The following is an 18,110-nucleotide window of genomic DNA, read 5'->3' as shown; positions in this document are numbered from 1 at the left end:
CATTGGACTATGGTTGTAACCTATGTTTGCAAGAAATTTCTTTAGAATGATTGGTAGCAGTATGCCTTATAATTTGGAACAGTTGAATGTTCGTATAGGTCGTATGGCTGCAGAAACTACTGAAGACATCGTTAGAAAAGAATTTGTAGATGAGGTTAAGAAGGAAGGTTGGCATAGTATAAGAGACAGAATTCATCTCGAAGAATCTCTTCTGGAAGAATTGACTATTGAAAAACGTCAGTTGCAACAAGTTGTGGATACACGCTGTCTTACCCCGGCTATATCGAGAGCAAGGCAGGGTTTTGCTGTTAGAGGAATGTTCTGGGAAGATACGCAAAAAAAACTTAAACAAATTGCTCCATCAGAAACTTTAAAAATTCTGGATGAACAAATTGATTGGTTACATACTCGACAAAAAATATTCGAAGAAATTAATGCTCATACCTCCCTTCATAATCCCACTTTTTAGGTTCGGTTGATCATTTATCTTATGTGCGAGCAAATTGCTCGCGACTGAACGTTACTTTATCCGTTGTAGATTCCTGTCCATGTTCCATAAATCGGTTCTCAATAGCCCTGTAACGATTTAATCCACCTTCTCGATTTGCAATCTGAATATTTAATCCTGGTCGCGCGTTAAGTTCCAGCATTAAAGGTCCATGATCTTTATCCAATACAATGTCAACGCCAAGATAACCCAATCCGGTTAAATCGTAGCAACTTGATGCAATTTCAAGGATTTTATTCCAATAAGGTACTTCGATATCAACTATTGGATTTAAAGTATCTGGATGATAATCAATGGTGTCGTTTTGGAACACGCCTCCAAGAGTCCTTCCAGTTGCAAGATCAACGCCAACACCTATTGCACCCTGATGCAGATTTGCTTTTCCGCCCGAAAGGCGAGTAGGCAATCGTACCATGGCCATTGCCGGATAGCCCAATAAAGTAATGATACGAATATCAGGAATGCCCTCATAACTGACTTCGGCAAAAACGGGATCTACAACGACTCGTTTTTCGATGATGGCATAATCTGAAGATCCACCGAGACTATAGGCACCTGATAAAAGGCATGACAGATGGTAACTTAATTCTTGATGGGTAGTCAGTTTGCCATTAATTTGTCGATAGCGACCGTATACTTTATCTTTAAAAACTAAAATACCATCACCACCAGATCCTCGCGCGGGTTTCACTACAAAATCATTATATGGAGAAAAGCGTTCTTCAATGTTTCTGATTTGTTGTTCTGTTTCAATGATGTCGTATAACGGTGGAACGGCAATTCCAGCTTTTAAAGCAAGCTTTTTCGTTTTAAGTTTATCGTCAACCAGAGGGAATAATTTTCTTGGATTATAACGTAAGACAAAATCAGTATTCCGCTGATTAATACTTAAAACCCCGTGATTTTTTAAACGACGAAAGAGACGAATCATTCTATAGCGCTCGCAAGTGCTTTAAACCGTTTCAATTCGGATAGTCTATAACCGCGATATTGACCAAACCATAAAATAAAGCCCAGGAGAATCAGAAGCAGTTCGGGGAATGCGAATACCAGGTATTGAACGGGTTCGTAACTCATTGCCCAATAAGATAAAACAGCGGCGACCAGACTTCCCGCGCCAGATTTAATCGCTTCGGATGCCCCACGCTCATCCCAGGTGATACACATCCGTTCAATGGTCATGGTTAAAATAACCATAGGGAATAAGGCAACGGATAATCCGGAATCCAGCTCAAGATTTTGACTGACCACACTGATGAATATCATCAACAGAATGACTACCGTGAGGATGGCGGCCAGCCTCGGCACCAGGAGCAGTCTTAACTGATCCAGATAAAAACGGGCGAGCAAACCAAAGGATACAATGATAATAAAGAGGCTTATCCCCCAGACTACGTGTGTTTCTCTAAATGCTAAAGCAATTAATACCGGCATAAAGGTACCAAAGGTTTTTATACCTACGAAATTGCGGAGCAACAAGATAATGAAGGCACCGATAGGAACCGTTAGCAGGATTTTATAAGTGGCCTGGACATTCACTGGCAGCTGTAGAAGGGAAAATCGTAAAAGCTGGGAGTCAGATTGTAAACCTCTGGATTTGGCAACACTGAGCGCGTTGATAGGAGTTGGTGAAACGGTAAGCGAGAATTGTGCTTTGTTACCGCCTGTTACATTAAACAAGGGATCATTACCGTATTGCCAGATGAGGAATTCTTTGGGTAATCCTGCCCCGCCAGTTCGTGGATTGATGTATATCCAGCGTTTTCCATTAAATACTGCCAGGAATGATTTCAAATCTGCTTTACTTTGCTGGTTCAGATAGATTCCTTTCACCGGAATAGCAAAAATCTTGGATTGATTGAGTAATAGAATAGTTGCATTGATAATGGATTCATCATTGAACTCATTCCCAATTAATAATTTGGCATTTCCATCTTTTTTGTTTAATTCTTTAATGGTGCTTTGAGCAAAAGTCTGAATATCAGCAGAGGATTGCCTGACCTGGTTGGTAATGGTTTCAACTGCAGATCTTTGGCTCTCATCCAAAGGCTGAGATTTGATTACAGAAGGTTTGGGTAAGGAGGATTCATCGCTGTCCGTTTGGCGAAATATGGCTCGGTAATAAAGTGATTGAGCACCATGACTACGCCTGATAGACCATACGGTTTCTCTGTTATAACCATTTAAGTTGGTTGTTACCCCATAGCTTCTGGAAACAAAATATTCATCAAGGATAGCGAAATGAGGGGGTAAATAAGGAATTGTAAAACTGGCTTTAATGGGAGTATTGTTATCTGCGGTAAAGCGTAAATTGGATTCAACCATCCAGCTGTTTATTGTTTCAGTGTCTGTTAGAGGAACATCCAAAATAATATGTCGGTATAAAAATATTCCAGAACCCAGTAAAAACAGAGTAAGGATCAGGCCGTAAACATGTCGCGTGTTTTTTTTCATTATTTAGTAAGGCTCTTGGATTTCAAAGTAAAGGTAAGGGCGGGATCAACAGCACCATCAAAATCAATAATTGCATCTCTTCCCAGAAGTAATGGATAGAGGAAGCGTTTTCGGTTCGTTAGATTAACCTGAATGGCTCTGACCTTATCTCCCAGTTTAACATTCAGGAGTACCACTGGACGCTTGATTGGAGTGGATTTTAATAACCCGGGATTCGTTTCGCTGGCTCTGACTTTTATTTTTACTTTACCTATATATTCGCACTCAAAAATATGGTCGCCATTTTTAGTGGGTACAGTAAAACGCAAATAAGGGACCCCTTTTACATCGATTTCAGTGATATTTACTGCGTTTAATGATGCTGATTTTGCACCAGTATCCAATTTTGCCGAAAGAGTGAGATTTTTATCAACTAAGGTAGCTTTCTCAACATAACCATAAATCTGTACTTCACTTTTTGCCATAATGGGTCCAGTCAATAGTGACATAAATAAAAAGAGAGCAAGTATTGATCTCATCTAATCCTCAATTAGGGTTCTATGTAATTATTAGTGCAATATCGTATCAGGTTTGTGTCTCAAGTCACAGTACGTGGATGAGATTAGTTAAAGAAATTTGAAATTTATTCATATTTTTTCTCTTTGATTGTGATAAAATCTTAAACCGCCCTAATTATTTGTATTTTTTTAATTCAGGGTGAAAAGTTTATTGACATCAAGAGCAATAATGCATACAATGTTGCGCAATCTTAGCTGATGGCCCATACGTGCACGAATGTCTCTTAAGAGTGATGAAAATCAAGCTATAAAACCTGTAGATTTAGTTTTCATACTAGCAATAGCTGGCCGTATCGATGCGCAAAGTCGAATCCTGGCAGAAAAACTCGATAAAGATCGCACTGTATATTACGCCTACTCAATTTTAGATTCCCTCAGTTCTTCTTACAGCATGTTCAAATATTTCTTTGACCTGTGTATTCCGAACGGTAACAATGATTTGATGCATGACATGATGATGACCCCTGCCGGAATCATCGCAATCTCTCTTGAATCACTTTTCCTGGTTTCATTTTCTTTCCTGGCAACCCGATTTGAAAAAGAAAAAAGTGACTCTGTTAAAAAATTCATCGCTACAGCCTGGCCTTATTTCCGTGACATTATGAAAGGTCTGAAAAATGCTTACAAAGGGTTTCGAAGCGCGATAGTAGCCATCAGTTTAATTGGTGGTATCGATTTAAAATATCTTATCGCCCCGGTTGGATTATTTCTGGGCATTTTTGCGGCAGCCAATCGATTCTGGTTGCGAAAAATGGTGGAAGACCGAAAAGTCATGATGACTGCCAATGCGGAACTTTTGCTTGAAATCAAAAAATTGAGAACATTAACTCATGAAGAAAGTGAAACTTATCTGAAACAAATGAAACGTCAGACATTTGATACACGATGCCTGGCTTTTGCTGCAGTAGCCGCAGGTGGATTTATTGATGGATTGTATTTGTATGTGGGCGTATTAGGACTGGCTATATTATCATCACCCATGTTGACCTCTATGGCCATTATTTGCGCTATATACACTGTTGCCTGTGTTGTTACTCGTTTATATGAAGAATATGATTTTCAACTCAGATTGTTTGTTACTCAAACAAAATGTGAATTGGCTTTGATTACCAAGGAAATGGAAACCAGCTACGCTCAATTATTAGCATTGAGGGGCAAACTCAATATAAATTTAGAGGACTTTATTGCCATTCGTTGTTTGGAACTGGAGGTTTATAAATTAATCAACCGGTTTGAAGAAAAGCGAAATGTATTGAAACAGCAATCAACCCGTACTTATTTATCAGCTGCACTATTAGGGATAAAAAATGGATTGTATGCGTACAGCGCTCTGGCAAGTATCTTGTTTTTAGTGGGATCGATATTGGTATTAACTGGAATCGCGTTCCCGCCAGCGTTACTTGTCAGCTGCGTCATTCTTGGTCTGGTATTTATGGTAAGTTTCGCAATTCATTCCCTGGTTTCAACTTATATTCAATTAAACAAAAAAGATGATCCTGAAAATCATCCCTATCATGAATTGATAGATATGAAGAATACTTTATTGGAAGGAACTGCTCATTTACTTGAGCCCGATTCTTTTCAACAGTCGCTTAAAGACGGTCTCTTTCTGGATCGGTCACCTCAGTTTTTCTTTCAAGAATGGTTTGAAGTATTCCGCTCCTTATTTTCCGGTTTTGGCAAGGGACAAAAATTTGTTGATTTTGCAGGGAATCCTTTACAGGAAATGGACGAGCAGGGGCATTATCAGGATACGCCAATAATGTATGTTTTATCGGTATTCAGTGCCTTATTCTTCGGTATTATCCTGGCGCTCAGAGCCTTGGCAAGAGGATTGGGGCGCGTGCCATTAGGACAGGTTGATCTTGCTGCTGATGTTGAGCCACAACCTGTCAATGATTCGGTCACAGCCAAGGTAGTGCTGCAAACCGAGGCGCCAGGGGAGTCAATCCAGAGCAAAAACCTCCGGACTGATTCCCAGAAATCGTCGCCCACTACCTCGTCACATTATGGATTTTTTAATAATAAATCAGTCAAATCAGATCTGCGTCACGCTAAAAGTGAACAGGATTTTTCAATATATACCTCTAGCCCGCAGAGTACAATTCAGGGTTTAACGTAGGATCATTATACATTTTAAATTGGTGATATATTCTAAAAGTACGTTTTTTTGCTTGTACTTCATTAAGAAGTTGTCCCAGACAAAGTGATAATTGTTCTAATTGATTATGGATGATTGCCAATTTCTGAGTACAGGTTGTTCTATGTTCTTCGCTGACATCAGAGCGTTCTGTCTGTAAGGCCATATGATAGGACTTCAGAGCTAATATCGATAGACGGTCAATAATCATCCCTGGTGATTCTGAATTAACCGGACATTGAGTTGGATTTGCTGGTTGCAATAAATGAAACAGCCATTCATCCATAGCCTCCATGCGATTATTTCTTAATTGATTACAGGCATCTATTTCACGTTTCGCTTGATACACAAATTCAAAACCCATGTCATCTCTGCGAGCGCGATCCTCGGCATGCCATAACTGATAATTAAATGCATGATTTTCTTCAACCAGTTGATAAAACTGTTTATGTTGGTATTCGATCCCTGATGATTTCCATTGGATGATGCAGTTTTTATGCAGATCAGTGATAATTGAGGGATTGATATCGTGGTACATAATCTATCCTACTGATTAAAAAGTTGGATAGTTTAACCTTATTTGTGGGGGGGGATCCAGTTTTCTTTCAACCGGGACAAGTGTACCATGCCAGGTGCATGGATGCTTACTTATCCTCTCCAAAGTAGAGTGTGTAGAGGTTGAGATAAGTACCATCAGACTCCATACTGAGCAGGGCGGTATTCACTTTATCAATTAATGCTTTATTGGTTTGGAGTCCGAGAATGCCATACCCCTCTCCAATAGGCACTTGATTGCCAATCATTTTGATACCTAATGACACATTATAAATCATGTAATGGGCCAGGTGATTATTAATAAAAATGGCATCAATCTGATTATTTTCAAGTCCTGATACCATATCTGAAAAATTGGAATATTGCGTTATTTGTTCATCAGAATAATTTGAATTAAGCAGTATTTGATACAAGGTATCAGTAAGAACGCCAATACGTTTACTTTTCAGATCGCTGGCAGTATTAATTTTGTTTTCACTTAGTGTTACAAATTGACCATCACTGATTAAATAAGGAAGACTAAATAAATAATTTCCTGTGGCGTCGCTAGTAATGGGTATTTGAGTGAATGCAAGCTCAATCGTACCATTTTGCAGTTCAGCCAGCTCAGTATTAAGTGTGATGGGTTTATAGACGCAGTCCACATTAATTCGCTTACAAATTTCATCCATCAGGTCAACGGTAAATCCATAAAAATGTTTTTTGTCATCGTCTGCATAAACCGCGTAGGGAGGCGAAATAATAAAACCCACATTGATTGTGGTTCCATAAAGTAGAGAACTGCTTATAAACAAGATTATAAAAAATATTTTTTTCATGTTTATAGCCTGATCAAGATTTACTTAAACTCTAGGTGGCTGGAGGTTGTTTGTCAAATTAACAATCAATAAGTGTTAAAATAGTATTATGCTTTTTTAGCCAGGCATCGATCAAGAGCATTGGCGAAAGCAGTTTTTTCTTTAATGCTCAATGCTGAGGGACCACCAATACGTTCTCCCGTAGAGCGTAATTGCTCATTCATATCTCTTAAAGTTAAACGTTGTTTGATGTTATTTGCCGTATAAATTTCTCCTCGAGGGTTTATGGCCAGGCCGTGTTTCGCTACAACGTCCGCTGCAAGAGGTATATCTGCGGTTATTACTATATCGTGAGCGTTTAAATGACTGACGATGTAGTGATCGGCTTGATCAAAGCCTTTTTCTACTTGTACAGAGCGTATGAAGGGTGAGTTGGGATATGTAAGTAATGCGTTAGCCACCAAGGTCAGATGTGTTTTTGTGCGTATGGCCGCACGAAATAATATTTCTTTAATTATTTTGGGACAGGCATCAGCGTCTACCCATATATGCATTATGTTGCATCCTTATATCAGTGAAATGGCTTTAAGTAAGATGACGCAGGTACGATTAGTGCTGGAGACCGATCATTCCTGTAATTCTTAATTTAATGCACCAAGGTTTAACATTCTATCAAAATTGTAGTGAAATCATAACCAGGGTGTATATATTATTATGTTTATGCTGTATTAATCGTATCAATTGATACAGCTGTATTTATCAGATTTGCTATTTTATTGAAGAGTGCATTTCTACATTTTCAAATCAACAGATTATCTGTATATTAAAATCATTGTTCTTGAAGGAATAAAGTGCCAGGGATTTTTGCGGTTTTAAGGAAAAGTGGTATGAAGCTGTTAATAGACATCGTAAAATCACAAATTCAACAATTAACGAGTCCTGCTTTAAAAGATTGGCTGCTGAAGCATTTTAATGAAGATTCTGATACTGTAACGGAGCTTTTTAGTAGACAAATTCCTGTAAACTTGAATGAAAAGCATGCTCAGAGCATTTCGAACATTCAATTTCCCGCACATTATGCGATTGTTCCAATTGTAGCGAGCTATGCTCCCGAAGAAGTACGTCAGCAATTAAGAGAGTATCTTCGTGCTGCTCCTCAATTACAGAATGACGTAGAGGGTATAGATAATAGCGCATTCAGTTCTCGAATCTGCAATGAATTAAAGGATCTTTCAGAGGCCTGGCCAATAATCACTGCTTTGCAAAAGCAAGGTCCTAATGAATTAATTCAGGTACTTGAACAGTTTAGCGAACCTTCATTAAGGGCTTTGGCTCGTTTAAATCATGATCCCAATGTACAGGCTTTGCTGGATGTTTTTTTTAGTAAAAACAATAAGGAGTTAGAGGCAATTAAACGAAACGCCTTGTTTCAGTTTTTACGCCAACCTGATTTTTCCGGATGGTTTACCCGTTATCTTGATTCATATGTCAATCAGGCAATGGACATGATGTCCTTTCGCCTTTTATTGCTCCTTTGTTCGCCAGGAACTAATGAGCTGGATAAATTGACCGAATTGAGAGCCTGCATTGATGCTCATCCGTTTCCTCTTCATTTAGAAACGCTGTGGGTCATTTGCTCTTATTATCAATCAGCATGTAATCCTGATACATCAGTCGCATCGGCATTTATTATGATGATCCACGACTTTTTAAAGAAGATGGATTCAAAAACACAAATTGAATTTTTAAATGGCTTGAATCCGGCTCAGTACTTTTTAATTGTTGATTATTGTTTAAAGAACTCTATCCAGGGAGGTTTGGAAGAACGTCAGCTGTTTATGGAGTTGCTGTGTTTATTCTGTTATGAATCAAGTGTACCTGATAAACAGTGCCTGACGTTGATCCAAAACCGTTTAATGCAACCGGATGACGTACTGTTTACGACACCTCAAATAACCACATTGGCTAGGCCGATTCCGGATGAGCCAGTTCTTAAAACCGATGGATGTTTTGTTGGCTCAGGGATAGAGCAGTTGTTGGTATCACCTGACTTTGTTGCGACAAGTTCATCTGAATTATTAAAGCAATTAATTGATCGATATACATTACTCAGTTTAACGCTGAGTCAGACCGAATTTAATAAGTACATCCTTGCTTCAGATGAACGAAATTCCAATACTGCTGAGTTTAAGGAGCATTTAAAACGGATTAACCTGCGATTATTGAAACAATCTGAACCCCACGAAGATTGGTTAGCCAAACGATTTAAAACCTTAAAAATGGGTATCGAGTACAGGGTAAACGCCTTGTTGTTTCAATTGGAAGAACATGCTAATCAGCAAAAAAATCAGGGTAAAGAGCATGGGGAACAGGCTTTGCGAGTGCTATATAGCTATTATAGCCAGATGTACCCTTCCTTACGTTTTGATTTGTTGATAAGAGCTATAGCAACACATTATCAGAAGGTACATGAGTCAGGAACCATTTTGGGCAACGATCCCAATCATGTGCTACAAGGTTTTAATTTATATGGTTCGCAAGTTACCATTGATCCTGTTGATTTGGCGCGAAAAAGGGACATTGGGTTATATAATTCAGCAGGTCAAAAGATTGGATTTATTAATGAAGCGAATGAAGCCATTACCTACGTTAATGAAGAACCACTTCCGTTAATTCAATCCGGCGCCGTACAGGAGAATGAACCACTCTTTGATCAAGCAGCCAGAGTGATTGGTCATTTATCCGAATCAGGTCAGGTGAGAAGTGCCGGACAATTTCAAAAAGAGTTCAGTGTCCGAATATTGGGAACAACTCCTGAGCTGATATTGGATAAGTCACCTGCAGGTTTGGCGTTATTGCTTCAGCACGTACTTTTTGAAAATTCATTGAATGTTTTTTATGGACTTGAGGGGGTTACAGCGGGATCTCCAAGAGTTCAATGGTTTGAACGTCGCATGTCCACGACGGTACAAAATCTGGCAAAGTACATTAATCCAGCCACCCTTGAATCGATAGTCAATCATTTTAGCGATGATGAAGTGTTTGGATTATTGGCCAATATTCGGCATAAGACTAATGCAATTCAACTATTTCATAGCATTTTAAAACACGATAATAAACGTGCTCAATTATTCAGTGGCTTGTATGAAGCAGATGTTCATCAATTTTTGGATCGGCATCATGTGGTAGAGTGTTTGGCTGAGTATATGGCTAACTATTATGATAAGTCCTGGTTTGCAGAAGGTTTGTCGCGTTTTGCCTATTATGCTAAAAAAAATAAGCTGGATAATGTACTGGGCGATTCTCTGGCTTTATTATTCAAAGAGTTAGGTCCCAATGACATAAAGACCGGTACATTTGATGCTTTGTTACAACAATTAATTGGAACTGAAGCTTGTGCCGTAGTTGTACTAAAAGAATTTCTTAATGATCGTTCGCTAACCGCTGTTCAGCAGGTAAAAAATCCTGAAATCAGCCGGGTGACTCAATATTTTAACAAGAAGCATTTGGTTGCTGCTATTCCGGTATTAAATAAAACGTCCTTCTGGGAAGGAAGGGCACAATATAAATTCGTGTTGCATGTTTTAGAAAAACAGCATGCTGTCCTATTTCCAAAAGCGGAACCACATTCCTCTGCAAAAACATCATGGCAAAAAAGCGAATTAGATGAGATGGCAAAATTCACTAATCGGCATTTAAGCAAAAAGCGTTCTTTAGATAGTGATTCTTCAATTGGGCATAAAATCCTGGGGGACTTAATATTTAGAAGTGCCAGCTTGGGACAGACCTCATTATTTTATTCTAAAAAAAAGTTTAATAAAACGCTTGCCCGCTTATCATTTTCGCGCGTTTTTCTAGAGAAACTGGTTGATAAATTCTGGATACCTGACGGAATAAAGGAGCGGATAGCCGGGGAATTACCCCGCATAAAAGAGTGGTTTCGTGATCAGCTTCCATTGAACAAGGAGTTAAAAGATCATCAGATTTTATTGGACTGGCGGCATTTAATCTATGAGACCTGGAAAGAAATTAATACCAGAAAACTCCCCATGATTTGCGCCTATCTCTTGAATTATTCAGGTCAGAAAAAATCAGTATTGCTATTATTGGAGGACTATTTTGCCTCATTTCAACATAATATCGAGTACCTTCATCCCGTTTCAGGATTGTTACAACAATTTCCACAACGCGATATAAGTTTTGTTGTATTTGATGCTCTGGAAGAGGTTATGATTAAAAATCCCCAAAAACTGGATTTTGTGGTATTGCGTGATATGGCTCAGTTTTATGCAAAAAAAATCATAAATCATGAGTTGAAATCCCCGCAGGCGGAACTGAGTCTATTAACCTATTTTGGACAAAATAAGCATTATGAGCTGGTACGACAGGGATGTGAGCTCTTAGCGAAAACCTGTACTGATAAAGAGTTAAAAAAACGTTTGCTGAAAGGTGCAACTGAAGCTGAAGTTGAAGGAAGTTTACATTCCAATATAGGCGAGTTTTATTTTGGATTTCTAAAAACTATTAAACGATTGTGGCATTATGGTCTTTTTGCGGAACAATCGACTTCGAAAATAGTTAAATTATGTGATGATCCTTCACCTGGAATAACGCGTCGACAGGCTGCTGATGAAGTGAACATACCCAGAACCATGCAAATGAATAGTGAATACCTGGGTTTTAATGTAAAAAGAAAACAATTAATTGGACTGCTGGATACTGTAAAACGTAGCCCGGTAATTATTACGGTTGAGATCCATCGTACTAATATAAAACAAACTTTATTTGGCTGTGCACAGGAACTCCGATCTCGGGAGCGAAAAGAAGTTGTCGCTAGTCAGAAGGGTATGATAACTATATAATCACAATAATCTTGGAAAATAACTCTGGAGCTGGTCATGAGAATAGTATTCTCTTTTTGCTTACTGCTAATTTCTGTTTGCCTGTGGGCAGAATCTACTCTACCCGATGGATGTCAGGCTGTTGCTGTCCAGGGTGAATCGGTCACTTTAAAATCAAAGAGCAGTAAATTGGTCTTTATCCATAATCTCACCAGTGCGGATCTTTGGATTACTCATCCAGTGACCAATCCTGGAGCCAGTGCTGGATGGACAACCCGCTTGCAGGCCGGTAACTGGTCGGCATTGGCAGTGGATAAACCTCCATTTGAATTGACTTGCATTGAATCCAGGCCCGGCCATGAACAACAGGTTCCTTGCGAAGGAGCCATTGCAGTGTGTCAGTGGAAAGGAGTAAAAATTCCTGCTGGAAGTGAAGGTACTTTTTGGGCTGGTGAAGACATGTCGTTACAAGCTTTGACTGCGGCTATTGGTGGACGTGGTTTTAAATTACCGGTAGCGAAGTAAAAGGCAAACCTTTCACCTATAAAAGGCACTGTTCTTGCTAGTTAAATAGATAAGTGGTAGAACAGACTAAACTGTGTTTAAGTACTAATTATGACAATAAAATATATAAGTGGTGAAAGGTGAGTAAAAAATCTAAAGATCCTTTTTATAAGCGGGAAAGTGAAAAGTATGCCGATCCTATACCGAGTCGAGAATTCATTATGGAAGTTCTTGATGAGTATGGTCGACCCATGTCGCGAAATCAGTTATTTGATAAATTGCATCTGAATGAGGAAAGCAAGCAGGAATCCCTTGGTTTTCGATTGAAAGCAATGTTACGTGACGGGCAAATAATGCAGGACAGACGAGGACGGTTTTGTCTGTTGCAAAAAATCAATCTACGCCGTGGAACAGTTCAAGGACATCCTGATGGATTTGGGTTTTTTGTTCCTGATGAGGGCGGGGAAGACATGGTGCTTTCCGCTAAAGAAATGCGGACCGTAATGCATGGTGATGTGGTGCTTGCATACCAGGCCGGAGTCGATCGACGAGGCAGGCCTGAGGGTAAAATTCATGAAGTACTTGAGCATGCCAATGCTACAGTAGTCGGTCGATTTTTCACGGATCATGGTGTGAGTTTTGTTCTGCCTGACAGTAAACGTTTGACTCAGGATATTTCCATCCCGCTAGAATTTGCCAGTGGTGCGAAAAACGGTCAAATGGTATTAGTCGAATTAATTGCTTTTCCCAATAAACGGGCACAGGCAATTGGTAAAGTCATTCATGTTTTAGGCGAGCATATGGCTCCGGGCATGGAAATTCAGGTTGCAATTCATGCTCATGGTATTCCATTTGAATGGCCAGATGATGTCTTGGCCGAAGTAGCAAAAATTCCGCAACAGGTTACAGAAAGTCAACTCAAGAATCGGACTGATTTGAGATCACTGCCTTTTGTTACTATTGATGGTGAAGACGCTAAAGATTTTGATGATGCCGTATATTGTTATAAAAAGCCCAAAGGCGGATTTCAATTGTATGTGGCAATCGCTGATGTGAGTAATTATGTCGCCCAGGATTCTGCACTGGATAAAGAAGCGTCAAGACGCGGTAATTCCGTGTATTTTCCTGGCAAAGTTGTGCCCATGTTGCCAGAAGCGCTCTCCAATGGCTTGTGTTCATTGAATCCTCATGTGGACAGATTGTGTATGGTTGCCGAGATGTCCATAAGTATGGATGGCAAAATATCACGTTCCCGTTTTTATCGTGCCGTCATTCATTCCCAGGCTCGATTAACCTATACCCAGGTTGGGTTATGGCTCGAACAGCAGAAAACAGATGAAAAACATCAACATTTGTGGCCTGTTCTTGACTCTCTTTATGAGTTATATCAGATTTTATTAACGACGCGAAAATTGCGCGGCGCGATGGATTTTGAGACTACTGAAACCCGAATAGAATTTGATGAACATAAAAAAATTAAATGCATCGTTCCTGTCATTCGTAATGACGCGCATAAATTAATAGAAGAATGCATGTTAGCCGCCAATGTTGCTACTGCCCGATTCCTGGAAAAAGCAGAAATACCTACTCTGTATCGTGTTCACGCGGCTCCCGAAGAAGATAAAATAACGGCTCTGCGCCAATTTTTAGGTGAGATGGGACTGCAGTTGGGTGGGGGTCGAAAACCTACACCAAAAGATTTTCAGCGCACCATGAGTATGATTGGTGACCGGCCTGAAAAGCATTTGATCGAAACAGTCATGCTTCGCTCATTAAAGCAGGCTCAATATGTTGAGGCGAATGAAGGTCATTTTGGTTTGGCTTATTCGGCGTATACTCATTTTACTTCACCCATTAGGCGATTTCCTGATTTATTGATTCATAGAGCAATTGGCCATTTATTGGATAATCATCCTGTTTATGAGTTTAGTTATACTCATGAGGATATGAATCGTTTAGGCAAACACTCTTCAATGACCGAGCGTCGTGCAGATGAAGCAACACGAGAAGTTGTGACCTGGCTGAAATGCGAATACATGCAGGATAAATTGGGACAGGTATTCAAAGGGAGAATTTCCGCAGTCACCAGTTTTGGTATCTTTGTTGAACTTGATGAAATTTATGTCGAGGGCCTGGTGCATGTAACCTCGTTAAAAAATGATTATTATACCTTTGATTCAGTAAAACATCGTTTAATTGGAGCGCGTAGCGGCCAGGTCTATCGTTTGGGTGACAAAATGACGGTATTGGTGGCGCGCGTTGATTTAGACGAACGTAAAATTGATTTTGAGCCTGCAGAGGATGAAGTTAGCAATGAGTGAGCAGTTTGTATATGGGGTTCATGCGGTTACTGCTTTATTGGCTAATCCCCATCGAGTGATTAATAAGCTCTTTGTCAGTCAAGATAGAATTGATAAAAGATTGCAAGATGTATTGGATAAGGCAGAACAGGCACAAGTAAGTATTGAAAAATTAAGCGCGCAGAAGATGAATCAGCGTTTTGCAGAGTTTACCCATCAAGGAGTTGTCGCTTCAGCTCGTCCATTGCCGGAATATGGTGAATCAGATTTAATTACTTTATTAGAGGCCAGTAAAAAACCGGGCCTAATATTGATATTGGATGGAGTGACTGATCCCCATAATTTAGGCGCCTGTTTACGTTCCGCAGACGCGACTGGTGTCGACTTTGTCGTGATCCCAAAGGATAAAAGCGCCAGCATTACACCTGTAGTCAGCAAGGTAGCATGTGGTGCCGCAGAGTCCGTTCCCTTGGTGCGTGTAACGAACCTGGCAAGAGCCATGGACATTCTAAAAGAGCAAGGTGTCTGGATCTATGGCGCAGCCGGTGAAGCAGATTGTTCACTGTATCAAATAGATTGTACCGGTACAGTGGCGATAGCTCTTGGAGCGGAGGGAGAAGGATTGAGGCGCTTGACTCGCGAACACTGTGATGGCCTGTTTTCATTACCTATGGCAGGAGCGGTAGAAAGTTTGAATGTATCAGTGGCTACCGGTGTTTCATTATATGAAGTAATCAGGCAAAGACAAAAAGGCAGTGTGTGATGAGTGAATTGAAAATCAGAGCAGCAAAAGCAGCCATGGATTTTATCGAAGACGACATGGTAGTTGGAGTGGGTACTGGATCTACTGTCAATTTCTTTATAAAGGAACTGGCGTCTATCAAACACAGAATTGACGCCTGTGTTGCAAGTTCTAAAGCAACTGAGTCTTTATTACGTGCTGCCGGTATTCCCGTGATCGATCTCAATGCGGTACATGAATTACCGATTTACATTGATGGAGCCGATGAAGTGAATGAGCGCGGAGAAATGATTAAAGGCGGCGGTGGTGCTCTTACTCGTGAGAAAATTGTTGCCAATGTAGCACAAAAATTTGTATGTATCGTGGATGAATCTAAAGTGGTGACTCATTTAGGCGCGTTCCCAGTCGCAGTTGAAGTGATTCCTATGGCGCGCAGTTTTGTTGCCAGACAACTCGTTAAATTAGGTGGGGATCCTGAATACAGAGAAGGGTTCGTGACGGATAATGGGAATATTATTCTCGATGTATTTAATTTAACCATTACTACACCCATGGCACTGGAAGACAGTATTAACCAGATACCGGGAGTAGTTGAGAACGGATTGTTTGCCCATCGCCTGGCAGATAAAATTCTGGTTGCTTCAGCAGACGATGTTACGAGCTTGAAATAAGCAGGAATACATTAATTAAAAGACTCATTTTATAGGTTTTGAAACAGATGGATGCACATAAGGTTTTTGTAAATCGAATTATAAACATGAAAAAAATTAAATTGATTGGTCTGGATATGGACCATACCTTAATTCGTTATAATTCAGAGAGTTTTGAAGCCCTGGTGTATCAACTGATTAAAGAACGATTGGTTGATTTGAAACAATATCCTGAAGCCATCAAAAATTTACAATTTAATTATCATGATGCCATACGTGGTTTGGTTATCGACAGTAAAAACGGCAACATTTTAAAGTTAAGTCGTTATGGTGCCATAAGACAAAGTTATCATGGAACCAAATTAATAAATTATAATGAACAGCAAAAATTCTACAGAAGTACTTATGTAGATTTAAGTGATCCAAATTACATGGCAATTGATACTTCATTTTCGATTGCTTTCTGTGTTTTATATGGTCAGCTGGTGGATTTAAAAGATGCGTTTCCAGATGAAATGCCCAATTATCAAACCATAGCCCTGGATGTCCAATATTGTGTCGATAAAGTTCATTCGGATGGCAGTTTAAAAAATATTATTATTAAAGATTTAAATAAATACGTTATAAAAGAAAAAGCGGTCGTTGAGGGGTTAAAGCATTTTATTCGTCATGGAAAAAAGATTTTTATTTTGACCAATTCGGAATACTCCTACACCAAATTGTTATTGGATTATGCGATTACTCCTTTTTTGAATAAAGGAGAAACCTGGCACGATTTATTTGAATACGTTATTACTTTAGCCAATAAACCTCGGTTTTTTTATGATAACTTACGCTTTTTATCCGTTAATCCTGAAAATGGCACGATGACTAATGTGTCTGGGGCTATAGTTCCTGGAATATATCAAGGCGGAAATGCTAAAAAGTTTACCGAAAATTTGAGCGTTAGCGGTGATGAGATTCTTTATATCGGTGATCATATCTATGGCGATATTTTACGATTGAAAAAGGATTGTAACTGGCGTACCGCTTTGGTAGTTGAAGAGTTAGGTGAAGAGATTGCCGCGCAATTAAAAGCCTTACCTATTGAGAGAAAAATAGTCGAATCCATGAATGTTAAAAAAAATCTGGAACAACGTTACGTCAATATTTGTACTCTGAGCATTGATGAGGCATCCGAGAAATACGACAATCAAATTCATGATTTGCAGCTTGAAATTTCTGCCATTGATTTACACATTAGCAAATTATTACAAGAGCAAAGTAGGTTTTATAATCCCAAGTGGGAAAGAGTATTCCGTGCTGGAGCAGAAGAAAGTTATTTTGCTTATCAGGTGGATCGATTCGCCTGTATTTATATGGAAAAGTTAGCGGATTTTCTGGAGCATTCACCAATTACTTATTTCCGGGCAAACCGACGATTATTGGCTCATGATATCGAGATTTAATTTTAATTCTTAAGTTTTTCTTAAGGTTTACCCTTTATACTCATTTTGTGAGTCTTAGGGAGCCGAGATGCGAGTATTAATTGTCGAGGACAGTGCGTTTAATGCATTTTGTTTACGTCGTTTGTTGGAGTCAGTGGTGACGCAGGTATCTGTGACTATTGTGAATAATAGCCAGGCCGCTTTATCAGTGATTAATAGTAACTCACCGGATATGGTAGTCATTGATGGGGATTTAGGTGTAACCTCTGATGACCAATGCTGCAATGGACCTGAGCTTGCCGACATCCTGATGCAAAAATATCCCAATCTTCCTCTTATTGCCTGGTCTGATTCAGAATACATGCGGGAAGCATTTAGCCTGGTGTTTAAACGTCATAATCATAAATTGAATGAATACAATACCTGGACCAAAGTGATCAGTCTCGACCGAATTTGCAAAACTTGGGCTTATTATTTTGGTGAGTTTATGGGTGGGCAAGCTGAGGCTTTTTCCTGTCAATCTTGCGTGGTATCTTGCTGAGTCTGCTAAATAAACGGGTTGGCTTTGAGATAAGATGTTTCATTACGGGCGCGTCGCTATTGAGCAAGTCCTGACTCTTCATTCCTTTTGGAGT

General features: G+C 39.5%; 15 protein-coding genes. 9 read left to right on the top strand and 6 right to left on the bottom strand.

Going from position 1 to position 18,110, the window contains the following annotated elements:
- Positions 1 to 22: 22 nt before the first annotated feature.
- Positions 23 to 469 (top strand): hypothetical protein, encoded by a 447-nt coding sequence (locus IZU94_RS16205; RefSeq protein ID WP_203113059.1) that lies wholly within the window; start codon positions 23 to 25, stop codon positions 467 to 469.
- Between the two features lie 19 nt (positions 470 to 488).
- On the opposite strand, the gene IZU94_RS16200 is transcribed toward IZU94_RS16205, so the two are convergent.
- From IZU94_RS16200 to IZU94_RS16190, 3 genes are read right to left on the bottom strand one after another with little or no spacing between them, the layout of a single operon-like run.
- Complete coding sequence (locus IZU94_RS16200) at positions 489 to 1,439, bottom strand: alpha-L-glutamate ligase-like protein (RefSeq protein WP_203113056.1); 951 nt, start codon at positions 1,437 to 1,439, stop codon at positions 489 to 491.
- A complete protein-coding gene (locus IZU94_RS16195) occupies positions 1,436 to 2,962 on the bottom strand; it encodes an inactive transglutaminase family protein (protein ID WP_203113053.1) in 1,527 nt (508 codons plus the stop codon). The genes IZU94_RS16200 and IZU94_RS16195 overlap by 4 nt, the downstream gene beginning before the upstream one ends.
- On the bottom strand, positions 2,962 to 3,480 hold the full coding sequence (locus IZU94_RS16190) for an ATP-dependent zinc protease family protein (protein ID WP_058472979.1): 519 nt from the start codon (positions 3,478 to 3,480) through the stop codon (positions 2,962 to 2,964). Before IZU94_RS16190 ends, IZU94_RS16195 begins: the two co-directional genes overlap by 1 nt.
- 256 nt (positions 3,481 to 3,736) lie before the next feature.
- Between IZU94_RS16190 and IZU94_RS16185 the strand changes: the two genes are divergently transcribed.
- Positions 3,737 to 5,641 carry a hypothetical protein gene (locus tag IZU94_RS16185; protein WP_203113051.1) on the top strand — a complete coding sequence of 635 codons (1,905 nt, stop codon included), beginning with the start codon at positions 3,737 to 3,739 and terminating at the stop codon, positions 5,639 to 5,641.
- Here the strand turns inward: IZU94_RS16185 and IZU94_RS16180 are convergent.
- The 3 genes from IZU94_RS16180 to IZU94_RS16170 form a co-directional block, all read right to left on the bottom strand.
- Entirely contained in the window at positions 5,607 to 6,197 is a 591-nt protein-coding gene (locus tag IZU94_RS16180) for a DUF4254 domain-containing protein (protein WP_203113048.1), read from the bottom strand. The genes IZU94_RS16185 and IZU94_RS16180 overlap by 35 nt on opposite strands.
- A 106-nt stretch (positions 6,198 to 6,303) precedes the next feature.
- On the bottom strand, positions 6,304 to 7,032 hold the full coding sequence (locus tag IZU94_RS16175; protein ID WP_203113045.1) for a transporter substrate-binding domain-containing protein: 729 nt from the start codon (positions 7,030 to 7,032) through the stop codon (positions 6,304 to 6,306).
- An 86-nt stretch (positions 7,033 to 7,118) separates the two neighbouring features.
- A complete protein-coding gene (locus IZU94_RS16170; protein ID WP_203113042.1) occupies positions 7,119 to 7,565 on the bottom strand; it encodes a YaiI/YqxD family protein in 447 nt (148 codons plus the stop codon).
- A 333-nt stretch (positions 7,566 to 7,898) separates the two neighbouring features.
- On the opposite strand from IZU94_RS16170, the gene IZU94_RS16165 reads away from it, so the two are divergent.
- The 7 genes from IZU94_RS16165 (at position 7,899) to IZU94_RS16135 (ending at position 18,016) form a co-directional block, all read left to right on the top strand.
- Positions 7,899 to 11,873 carry a hypothetical protein gene (locus IZU94_RS16165; protein WP_203113039.1) on the top strand — a complete coding sequence of 1,325 codons (3,975 nt, stop codon included), beginning with the start codon at positions 7,899 to 7,901 and terminating at the stop codon, positions 11,871 to 11,873.
- A 36-nt stretch (positions 11,874 to 11,909) separates the two neighbouring features.
- Positions 11,910 to 12,377 carry a hypothetical protein gene (locus tag IZU94_RS16160; protein ID WP_203113036.1) on the top strand — a complete coding sequence of 156 codons (468 nt, stop codon included), beginning with the start codon at positions 11,910 to 11,912 and terminating at the stop codon, positions 12,375 to 12,377.
- 119 nt (positions 12,378 to 12,496) lie between these two features.
- Positions 12,497 to 14,677, top strand: coding sequence for a ribonuclease R (gene rnr / locus IZU94_RS16155; protein ID WP_203113033.1), 2,181 nt, complete (start codon positions 12,497 to 12,499; stop codon positions 14,675 to 14,677).
- On the top strand, positions 14,670 to 15,419 hold the full coding sequence (rlmB, locus tag IZU94_RS16150) for a 23S rRNA (guanosine(2251)-2'-O)-methyltransferase RlmB (protein ID WP_203113030.1): 750 nt from the start codon (positions 14,670 to 14,672) through the stop codon (positions 15,417 to 15,419). The genes rnr and rlmB overlap by 8 nt, the downstream gene beginning before the upstream one ends.
- The gene (rpiA, locus tag IZU94_RS16145; protein WP_203113027.1) at positions 15,419 to 16,069 is read left to right on the top strand and encodes a ribose-5-phosphate isomerase RpiA; all 651 of its coding nucleotides are present in this window, start codon (positions 15,419 to 15,421) and stop codon (positions 16,067 to 16,069) included. Before rlmB ends, rpiA begins: the two co-directional genes overlap by 1 nt.
- A gap of 47 nt (positions 16,070 to 16,116) precedes the next feature.
- Positions 16,117 to 17,496 carry an HAD-IG family 5'-nucleotidase gene (locus IZU94_RS16140; RefSeq protein ID WP_203113024.1) on the top strand — a complete coding sequence of 460 codons (1,380 nt, stop codon included), beginning with the start codon at positions 16,117 to 16,119 and terminating at the stop codon, positions 17,494 to 17,496.
- A 67-nt stretch (positions 17,497 to 17,563) separates the two neighbouring features.
- Positions 17,564 to 18,016: a response regulator gene (locus tag IZU94_RS16135; RefSeq protein WP_203113021.1), complete on the top strand. Its 453-nt coding sequence runs from the start codon at positions 17,564 to 17,566 to the stop codon at positions 18,014 to 18,016.
- Positions 18,017 to 18,110 lie beyond the last annotated feature (94 nt).

It is taken from the genome of Legionella bononiensis, from assembly GCF_016786215.1.
Lineage (GTDB): Bacteria > Pseudomonadota > Gammaproteobacteria > Legionellales > Legionellaceae > Legionella > Legionella bononiensis.
This window is presented reverse-complemented; position numbering and strand designations above follow the sequence as displayed.